Source organism: Phyllobacterium sp. (assembly GCF_037994405.1).
Classification (GTDB): domain Bacteria; phylum Pseudomonadota; class Alphaproteobacteria; order Rhizobiales; family Rhizobiaceae; genus Phyllobacterium.
In genome coordinates this window covers 1-7,958 of the sequence record NZ_JBBNAN010000136.1, presented here as the reverse complement: position 1 = coordinate 7,958, position 7,958 = coordinate 1, and the positions used below count along the sequence as shown (strand labels likewise).

Genomic DNA, 7,958 nt, shown 5'->3' with positions numbered 1-7,958 from the left:
GCAAGGAGACGAGCGTGAGCGAACCGCTGAAGACGTGTCGAAAAGTGCATAGATGGCGTCAAAACCGGGTGGGCTTCGTTAGCCCGGGACAAGTCTGGGAGATACCTGTCTACTGCCCAGATGGCGTCCTCCTCCCAAAACGGATGGTGACTGATAAATTGCGCTCCTATGGCGCGGCAAAGCGTCAGGTCATTCCAGACGTCGAGCATCGTTCTCACAAAGGCTTGAACAATCGGGCGGAGAATTCGCATCTCCCATTTCGAAAACGGGTGCAAATGCGCCAAGGCTTTCGAACGATCGGAAGCTTGCAGCATTTCGTTTCGCTCTTCACTGCCGTTCGCAATCTCTTCGTTCCATCCCGTTTCGTTCCATCCCGTATAGATCGCTCAGCATTTCAGATCCGAAATCACCGCTTGCATGCCATGGCCGAATGGAAAGCAGTGAGCGGCCAGCTTGCCTGAAAAGGTCGCTTGCGATTTCGCACCCCTATATTTCAAACAATGTGACATCGCCCCAACCATCCATACCAGTTGCGCCGTGGCTTCTTTCATTCATAATTCGGTTATCGAAGTGTCTAACATCCCCGGTTGCCGGTGGCTTGCCATCACATAACCTATTGGAGACCGGATGAAACTGTCGTGGGTGATCTGCACGGTTGGTGGCATCCTGACTGCCAGCATAGTTTGCAATTATTCCTCCGCGGAGGAATCCGAACTATGGTCAGCAGGACAGTATACATTTTCCGATGAACTCGGCGGCTTCACGATTCGCGCGATCAGCGGTATCGGCACGCTTGAAGACCCGATTGTCGTCACGGAAGAGCTGGACACGGCATCTCCCACTACCATCGTCATTCGAACGGAGCGGATTGCACAGCATAATCCCGCAACTGCAAACGCGGGACTTCTGTTCTATCTGCGGGTCAAAGCGATCAATGGCAGCGGCCATCCCTGGATCGAGTTCGTGTTCGAACTGCAGAAACAACTGGGAGTGCTAAGCGACTACTACGATGGTCTTTCCTTCTATCAGGCAGGCGACAAGACCGGCATGATCCATTCAGACCTTTTTTCCACCTATCGCGACGAGTCTGAGCCCTATGACCGCATGATCTTCCGAAACGGCTTCGTTGATCCGAACGCCACCGCGAGTTTTGACTTTCCAATCGCCGACTTTACGCCGAAGCGCACTTTTTATCTGGTGCAAGACCCGCGCATTCCCTCCACTTGACGTCAGTCTCACAGTCGGACGTTGAAGGCACGGCCGCCCACATACTAACGCACACAGGCGGCGGGCATGCTCAGACCCGCTCGCAAGATGCGCATACGACAGGCGAGGTACGCCTTGAATCCGAATCCGTCGCTGGCCTAACAATTCGCAATCCTCGCCGTATAAATGCTGTGGCGTCAGGATCTCGGATAAACCAATTCAGCCGTTGCAACAGATCCCTTATCGATCCTCGGCGTCTGAAATTCAATAGCCGCCTCCTGCTGGTGCGGCGGGCGCGGTGTGTTGTGAAGATCCGCCTTGCGTGGAGACGCAGGCGGAAACGCTGATGCAGATCAGTCCAAGAAATACAGCAAACGAGAGGGCTTTTATTGACATCTGAAGTCACTCTTTTGTTAGATCGGGCGTCCAATGCGCGCGATTATGTGCTAACGGCCGACGGGCCTCTTTTATTCGAAATTTTTGCCTCAGGCAGCGGCGATCTCAACCGTCTGGAAAGTGGACCGAACAGCAAGGTGACCGGATGCACGACATGGACAAGGATCGACGGGCCTAAGGTTGCGATATTCAATTGATCGTCTGGTTCATGAATGACCATCCTTGGAGGGGTCGTTGATGCGGCTATTGTAGCCTTTCAGGCACCAATCAAAATCGGTCAAATACCGCTATTACCGGCATTTTCAAACGAACAGTTGTTGCTGCCGCTCAGTTTGTACAACCGCTCCAAAGTCTCGAACAACCAGTTGATACAATTGACGTAATTGATGCACCACGTGAGAGAGCGGCATCTTTGTGATATCTACCGCTAAATATTACCTTGGTGATACGAAAAACCCGGACGAGTCAGTTCGGTGGCGCTCTATCTGAAATGGTCCCTCAATAGCGATCGTGTCGACGTGGTCGTAGATGGGACCAAGCCAATCTGCAAGCTGGGGTTCGGGCGCTTGTCTCAGCCCGAGGCCAAATGCTCGTCAGGTGTTTCATGTTCATAGAGCTGGTCCATGCTTAATGAGGCGACTTGAGCAAATGGAGCCTGGCTCTTAACGCGACCGCCACTGAGGACCACAACATCATCGCAAAATGCTATCGTACTGCGATGATGGCTGATGACGATCGTTGTACGCCGTCCGGCCCTGGATTTCAGCGTTTCGACGATCGCCGCTTCCGAAAGGCCGTCCACAGCGTTTGTGGCTTCGTCCAGAATCAAGATTTCGGGATCGCGCACCATCGCTCTTGCCAGTGCAATGCGTTGACGCTGTCCGGCTGACAGATTAATGCCTCTGTAGCCGACGAGGGTTTGGTACCCGCAAGGCAGGCCTTCGATAAACTCGTGTGCCTCGGCTAATTTTGCCGCACGTTCTGCTTCGGCAGCCGTCGCCAGGTTTTGCCCATAGGTGATGTTCTCCAGGATGGTACCATCCACCAGTTCTAAGTCCTGGCTGGCCAACGCGATTTGGCTTCGCCATTGGATGGGGTCGATCTGGCTCAAGGGCACGCCATCAACGATTATCTGCCCCTCATCCGGATCCACAAATCGGCACAGAAGGTTTACCACCGTGGTCTTACCGGCACCAGATCGACCGATAATTGCTGTCGAGCAACCGCTGCGAATTTCGAAGGTCGCGGAACGCAATACCGCGGCGCGGGAGCCTGAACCTGGGTATCTAAAGGTCACGCCATCAAAATGCATCCGTTGACGCAAGCCATGGGCGGGCACCGTGCCTGCGGGAGGCTTGGGCTTGTCTGACGAATCCAACAACCATCTCACTTCCTCCAGTGATCCGCTCCAGCCCTGGACCTGGCTCCAGGACAGCTGCAATGCACGCATATGCGGCTGCAGCCGGTAAAGCAGGACGACGAATGCGACGATAACCGGAAAGCTCACGTCCATGAACCAGGCACCCACGACCACTGCCAGGAAGAGCATCGCATGCAGCACCTCGGTCAGCGGCGGTAATGCCCCCTGGCGAGTTTGGAGGAAGAAGCCAGCCCGGCGGACAGCGTCCGATGCTTCGTCAAAAACGGCCTTTTCCCGTTGTTCCTGTCCAAATATACGGATCAACCGCCCGGCATGCACAAGATGGAGCATTCTGGATGCAAGTTCGCTATTGAGCGACGTGACGCTGCGGCTCGGGTCTTTCAGACTGGCCGAAAGAGCGGCGTGGGTCAGCTGGACCAGGGCCAGACCGAGCGCGACGAACAAAGTCATCGGCCAGGACAGAAGTAGAAGGAACCCCAGTAGGATGATCGCGGCCGACGCATTCACAATCGACGCGAGGGCGGTCTGGATAGCATCCGAGGCCCGCCACGACTCGTTAGAGATGATATTCAGCAGCCGCCCAGGATTCTGTTGCAGGAAGAACGGGTACCCTATCGTCAGGAGTTGCAGTGACAGCGCGCTTCGAATGGAGTGGCTCGCTTTTCCGTAGATGAATGTCGTCAGGACAGTGTTTGAAAATGCCAAGATGTTCTTCAACGTGATCAAGAAAAGGACAATGGCTGCGATCGCTACAAGCCGCTCTCCGTCATCCAAACCAGATCCAACTTGTTGAAAGATAGCAGAGAGACCGCCCAATCCCACATCATTTTCATGACCGGCAATGATGCTCAGCATGGGGATGATGAGACCAATGCCGGTGCCTTCAAGTGCGGCGCTGGTTAGACCGAGAACAACCACGGCCGAAAGCAGGGGTAATTGCCGCCCCAGCGCTTCTCGCAGAACCTGAATGGCTGGCGATACGAACTGTAACATGACGTCACCTCGGCTAACGAGTTCCTGTTTGTGTTTATGGACTTCTCGACGACGGAGCCGTTTTGTCAGAAGCAGGCTCGCGAATGCGGCAGCACCGAGCAAATTCATGAATACAATCGGCCAGTGCGACAGGCGCAACTCAGGGTCGAAACGAGAGCCGCCGAAAAGCTCCATAAAAGCCGATCTCACGGTCCAATAGAAATGGCGAAGCAGCCATGGTGCGCAACGGATATGCTTCAGGTAAAGCCCCCCATTGCCTAGACTGTAATTTCGGTGAAGTCTCTCGACATCTTTGCGAGCGCTTCGACCGTGGTGGTGGAAGACCGTCATATCGGGCACATACTCGACCGGGACGCCAAGCTGGAATGCACGTATCAGGTAGTCGGTGTCCTCCGCGGCCCGCAGCGGGGCGCCTGCGCCGAGCCGCTCATCGAAATCGCCGACACGGGTCGCGACCTCACGATCCATCGTCATGTTGCAGCCCAGCACGAAGCCGCCGGGATGGGTGTCGCGGGTAAGCCGCGCGCGCGCCGACGATCGCTTGACCGTGAACGGTAAATCAGTGGGGCTGCCGAGCTCAACTCGGCCACCACGGATGACTAACCGCTCGCCAGTCGCATAATGGCGCTCCAAATCACGCAGGTAGTCACAATGAACTTCGCAATCGTCATCGATGAAAATGACAATGCTGCCGCGGGCCCGCACCAGCCCAGCATTGCGAGCGGCGGCTAGGCCGGGACGCGCTTCCACAAGCAGCGTGATCGCAATATCCGACGCCGAGGCCACGCGGGTCACGTATTCTGGCGTACTATCCGTTGAGCCGTTGTCGACAACCACGAGTTCGCTGGTGAAGGTAGCATGCGACCGACATGCTGCCTCAATTGATCTAATGCAGGCCGCTAGAGCCGCGGCGCGGTTTCGCGTGCACACGATGAAGCTTGCTAGCACCGGCTCATCTGACGCTGACGGAACAGTCGACGATACCGCGGCGGACGCCATCTTGGAACTGTATTGGGCGGTCTGGTGGTGTACGGTATCCATTCTGCCTCAGCGATTAGGTGATAACGGGAAGGACGGTAGCAGCGGGCACGGATTGCAAGTACCGCGATAGTGCGTCCACCTGCTTATTGGCCGCAATTGAAACGCGACTGAACCAAGGCGCGTAAGCACCAGGGAGCAGACCATATCGTTCGCGGCGTCGAATGAGCCCCCATTTTTGGGTGCGCGTTAAGAACTCATGCGTTAACTGCGGTTTTTGTTCATCGCTGATGAGCTGGTAAAGGAAATAAAAGAGGTTCAACGTACCTTCTTCATAACTGGACCGCAGCGCCACGGGCTGAGCCGAGATATTCCCTTCGAGCACCAGGATACATTCGGCAACACGCCGAACGCTGTTCGTCGTTACGGCGTCAGCGATGTCCTCTAGGACACCAGGATTGTCGACCAAACCTTCTCGCTCGAGATTCTCAGCGACGATCTTCAGATGCGTTTTGCGCATTTGTCGCTTATGCCTGTTTGTGACGCTTTCCCCGTGGATACGGTATGCGACCAAACTCTCGCCGATCATCGTCGCTGAAAAGCGATCGGTAATGCGCCTGAAAAGATCAAAATCTTCTGCGTGCACGTAGCGCGCGTCGTAGAAAAGCATCTCATCTGGAATGACTTTCCTGTTATAGACAACCGTCGAATGCATGAAGATCGTAAAGAACTTCGACAATATACCTAGACTTGCCCACTGATAGAGCGGATCGAGTGTGCCCCGCACAATACGGTCCCCGATGAGCGTATCGATAGCCGTTCCGCACATTGCGAATTGGGGTTGCTGCTTAAACACGGAGACCTGGCGCGACAGGCGAGCCGTGTAGCAGATATCATCTGCATCCATCCTGGCGACCAGATCGCCCTTGGCCAAAGCCAAGCCCTCGTTCAAGGTCGCAATGAGGCCGCGGTTCTCGCGCGACACGATGGATATACGACCGTCAGCTCTCTGGTATCTCTGCAAAATCTCCAAGGAACCGTCAGTCGAGCCGTCGTCGATCGCGATAATCTCCAGACACGCATGATCCTGACGCAGAATGCTAGCGAGCGCTGCGGCGAGATAGGGTTCACCGTTGTAGACAGGCAGCAGAACGGAGACCAGTGGAGTGGGCATGGTTAACTCCGATCAGTTTATTGACGATTGAGGGTTTGGAAGAGCGTCGCTGTCATCGATTGGATCGCGCAGATATGCGTGGCCACCGTGGGCCTTTGTCCCATGAAGCCCTTGAGCGGAACTGCGACCTCTCGGAACGACATAAGGGAAGTGGCTCTTTAGCGCGTTAATCCGCTTTTCCAGAACCAGCCACGAGATATAAGCGAGCATCAGTGTGCCCGCACCTGCGATGAGGAACCGACCGGGTCCTTGCTCCGAGACATTGATGGGTATCCAGGGCTGAGCCTTGACGGTCAATGCAAGGACGATCGCGTGAAAAAGGTAAACGCCGTAGCTGATGCGACCCAGGGCAGTTAGTGGTGGGCATTCAACGAGCCGACCGAGATACCCACCCAATCCTGCCGAACAGTAGCTCACAATCATCACGAGCGGGACGAGGGGAAGGATCTCCAGCCCAATCCAGCGTGCCCAATCCTGTATCGCTGGCACCGGCATCGGTCTCAGCCACAGCAGAATGAGGAAGGCGCCGGCGAGCGGTACCCAGCTCATCCTCATCCACTGGGGCGAGAGCGCGGTCCTCGATCGCCAGGCAGCGAGCAATGCACCGGACGCTAGTGCGTCCATCGATGCCGGAGGAAGCAGATCACGTGCGAGAGAAGGCGTTCCCGTAACAGGCCAGTACAAGCGAAATGCTAATGAAAAGAGGATGACACCGATGCAAATCCGTTCGATCGAACGACGCGGTGCCAACAGAATAATCAACGGCCAGATGACGTAGAACTGCTCTTCGATGCTCAGACTCCAGGTATGACATAAGATCCACGGCGTCCATTCATCGCGAAAGGCATACCAGAAGTTCGAAAGGTAAAGCGCGTGCCAGGCCAGCACTCGTTTGGATTGCTCTAGGTTGGCCAGCCAGACGAAGCCCAACAAGCCAAAATATGGGGGGAAAATGCGCAATGCCCGGCGAATGTAAAACGACTTGATTGCCGCAAGCGGTTCGAATTCTGCGGCGGAGCGCGCCTCCAGGAGGAGGCGCGTAATCAGGAACCCACTCAGAACGAAGAACAGGCGCACGCCGACGTGGCCCCAAAAGGAGCCACCGGCAGCAAAAAAATGCGCATAAAGTACCATTACGACAGCAATGGCTCTCAGACCGTCCAACTGCCGGTAACGCACATTCGACATCGGGATCCCCTCAGCATTCAGCTTTGCCGACAAGCTCTTGGACCGCGCCAACTCTCCAATCAGCTACGGTTCTTGCCGCCCACGATTTCAACGCCATGCAGGCGCAACGAATAATTAAAGGCGTGTGTGATAATCGCGGGGTGAATCGGGCCAAATGATGACATGCCTGTAGTGGATAGCATGCTCGATCGACATCAGACCGTTCCATGACGATGCGATTGCCGGACTGGGAAAACCGTATAGGTATCCGGAATATGCGATTGAGCGACGCCAAGTCGCTCGGCGATGCATGTTCGAAATGCATTTTGAGCAGCCGCCAATTGGTACTGAAACAGTTGCGGACAAGCTGGCATAACCCCGCGAGCGTGTATTCCGCATCCTGTTGGCGCGGAAACAGGCGTGGATCTTCGATTTTGTAGGTCCAGAGCACGCGGTCGTCCTCGGAGATCAGCCCCGAGGTCGTCGCGCCCTGTAGCGCCAGGATGTCCGGGCGGACCTCGGCAAGGATGCCATGGGCGGCGGTCTCGTCCGTCACGTCGGCGGAGATCGTGGCCACGCCCAGCCGGGCACGGAGGGACTAGAGCGCTACAAGCGCGCTCCCTTGCTGCTCCGATGGGTCTTGCACAGGCTTTGACCGTTGCG

The 7,958-nt window shown here is 55.8% G+C and carries 5 protein-coding genes and 2 pseudogenes; 2 read left to right on the top strand and 5 right to left on the bottom strand.

Features of this window, described 5'->3' with window-relative positions; translation table 11 throughout:
• Nucleotides 1-134: 134 nt before the first annotated feature.
• Together AAAC48_RS08385 and AAAC48_RS08380 are read left to right on the top strand one after the other, a co-directional pair.
• Nucleotides 135-461 (top strand): annotated as a pseudogene (locus AAAC48_RS08385) (DDE-type integrase/transposase/recombinase); the annotation flags it as partial.
• Between the two features lie 166 nt (nt 462-627).
• Nucleotides 628-1,227, top strand: coding sequence for a hypothetical protein (locus tag AAAC48_RS08380; protein ID WP_340653741.1), 600 nt, complete (start codon nt 628-630; stop codon nt 1,225-1,227).
• 946 nt (nt 1,228-2,173) lie between these two features.
• Here AAAC48_RS08380 and AAAC48_RS08375 read toward each other — a convergent pair.
• The 5 genes and pseudogenes from AAAC48_RS08375 to AAAC48_RS08355 all read right to left on the bottom strand — a co-directional run bounded on the left by AAAC48_RS08375 (nt 2,174) and on the right by AAAC48_RS08355 (nt 7,872).
• The gene (locus tag AAAC48_RS08375) at nt 2,174-3,976 is read right to left on the bottom strand and encodes an ABC transporter ATP-binding protein (RefSeq protein ID WP_340653742.1); all 1,803 of its coding nucleotides are present in this window, start codon (nt 3,974-3,976) and stop codon (nt 2,174-2,176) included.
• Nucleotides 3,977-4,039: 63 nt separating this feature from the next.
• Nucleotides 4,040-4,975: pseudogene (locus AAAC48_RS08370) on the bottom strand (glycosyltransferase); the annotation flags it as partial.
• 55 nt (nt 4,976-5,030) lie between these two features.
• Complete coding sequence (locus AAAC48_RS08365; RefSeq protein ID WP_340653740.1) at nt 5,031-6,128, bottom strand: glycosyltransferase; 1,098 nt, start codon at nt 6,126-6,128, stop codon at nt 5,031-5,033.
• A gap of 12 nt (nt 6,129-6,140) precedes the next feature.
• Nucleotides 6,141-7,316: an acyltransferase gene (locus AAAC48_RS08360; protein WP_340653739.1), complete on the bottom strand. Its 1,176-nt coding sequence runs from the start codon at nt 7,314-7,316 to the stop codon at nt 6,141-6,143.
• A 10-nt stretch (nt 7,317-7,326) separates the two neighbouring features.
• Entirely contained in the window at nt 7,327-7,872 is a 546-nt protein-coding gene (locus AAAC48_RS08355; RefSeq protein WP_340653738.1) for an AraC family transcriptional regulator ligand-binding domain-containing protein, read from the bottom strand.
• Nucleotides 7,873-7,958 lie beyond the last annotated feature (86 nt).